The organism is Cellulomonas sp. P4_B5_2 (assembly GCF_056402235.1).
The window spans coordinates 1-1,815 of record NZ_JBFUHU010000483.1 but is presented as its reverse complement, the minus strand read 5'-3'; the positions used below and the strand labels follow the sequence as shown (position 1 = coordinate 1,815).

Sequence of the window (1,815 nt, the reverse complement as noted above, 5' to 3'; positions counted from 1 at the left end):
GCCTTGGGGGCAGGCTCCTCGGCCACCGGGGCGCTCTCTGGAGCGGTCTCCGGGGCGGTCTCCGGCTCGGCGACGGGCTCGGGCGTCTCGACGACGGGAGCCGGGGCGTCCTCGACGGGCGTCGCGACGACGGTGCGCGTGACCCGGCGGGACTTCTTCGCGGGGGCCGCGGCGGCAACCGGCTCAGCGGGGGGTGCCGGCTCCTCGGCAGGTGCTGCCGGGGCAGGCTGCTCGGCGACGGCCGGGACCGTGACGACTGCGTCGGCCGGGACGTCGGTGCTCGGGGCGGCGGTCACGCGGGTGGCGCGGCGTCGGCGCGGGGCCGCGGGCGGTGCCTCACCCCCGGCGGTCGTCGTCGCGTCTGCGGTGGGGGTGTTCTCGTCGGTCACGCGAAGTGCTCCTGGATACCGAGCAACGCCACCCACACTCGCGGCGGCACTCGGTCGGTCGGTCGTCGCACGCGTGCTGCGCGGCGACGGAAAGTCGGCGGTCGTGGCTGCTGCACCCGGTCGGCGCCATCGCCTGCGACGCCGGAGCCGTCGGTCCCGATCGGGGACCAGCGGGCGGCAGAGCGGCGGCTGGCACGCACGACATGCTGGTGCTGCGAGCTCAAGGGTCCCGGGGCGGTGTGGTCGTCCAAGGAGCCGTGGTCAGTATCGCACAGGGCATCTCGCACGGCGTCCCGATGGTGCCCGGCGCGCCCTCCGGTCTTTCTGACGGCCTGCCGTCTTCCGGGACCTTGGTCCCAGGGGCAGACTGGTCGTGGTCCTAGCGTTTCCCCAGGTCCGCACGTCAGGCCCGGTCACACCCCGGGCCCGGTGGGCACCCTCGGACCCGACCCGCCGTACCGCCTCGCACCCCCGGAGGGGCCCGTGGACACGCTCGACGTCGCTCGATGGCAGTTCGGCATCACGACCGTCTACCACTTCATCTTCGTCCCGCTCACCATCGGCCTCGCGCCGCTGGTCGCGATCATGCAGACCGCGTGGGTGCGGACCGGCAACGAGCGCTGGCTGCGGCTGACCAAGTTCTTCGGCAAGCTCCTGCTCATCAACTTCGCGATCGGTGTGGCCACCGGCATCGTGCAGGAGTTCCAGTTCGGGATGGCGTGGAGCGAGTACTCCCGGTTCGTCGGCGACGTCTTCGGCGCTCCGCTGGCCATGGAGGCGCTCGCCGCGTTCTTCGTCGAGTCGACGTTCCTCGGCCTGTGGATCTTCGGCTGGGACAAGCTGCCCAAGAAGATCCACCTTGCGTGCATCTGGGCCGTGGCGATCGCCACCAACCTCTCCGCCTTCTTCATCCTCGCGGCCAACTCCTGGATGCAGCACCCCGTCGGCTCGATCTACAACGAGACCACGGGCCGCGCCGAGATGGTCGACATCGGCGCCGTCCTGTCCAACCCCACGGTGCTCGCCGCGTTCCCGCACACCATCGCCGCGGCGTTCCTCACCGCCGGCACGTTCGTCGCCGGGATCGCCGCGTGGTGGATGGTCCGGCTGGTTCGCGCGGGACAGGCCGACAAGGCCCGCGACGTCTACCGGCCCGCGGTCGTCCTCGGAGTGATCGTCATGCTCGTGTCGGGCGTCGGCGTGGCGCTGTCGGGCGACTGGCAGGCCAAGCTCATGTTCGACCAGCAGCCCATGAAGATGTCGTCGGCGGAGGCGCTGTGCCAGACGACCGAGGGCGGCGCACCGTTCTCCATCCTGGCCATCGGCGACCTGAGCAACTCCTGCGAGGGCGTCAACCACGTCATCGAGATCCCCGGCCTCACRTCGTTCATGGCCACCGGCGACTTCAACGCTCCCCTGCCGGGCG

The 1,815-nt window shown here is 71.5% G+C and carries 1 protein-coding gene and 1 pseudogene; one reads left to right on the top strand and one right to left on the bottom strand.

The window, feature by feature from the left end:
- Nucleotides 1-389 (bottom strand): annotated as a pseudogene (locus AC1DUQ_RS21400) (ribonuclease E/G); the annotation flags it as partial.
- A 483-nt stretch (nucleotides 390-872) separates the two neighbouring features.
- Between AC1DUQ_RS21400 and AC1DUQ_RS21395 the strand changes: the two are divergent.
- Nucleotides 873-1,815, top strand: a 943-nt coding sequence (locus AC1DUQ_RS21395) for a cytochrome ubiquinol oxidase subunit I (protein WP_477074596.1), incomplete at its 3' end; no start/stop codon positions are given.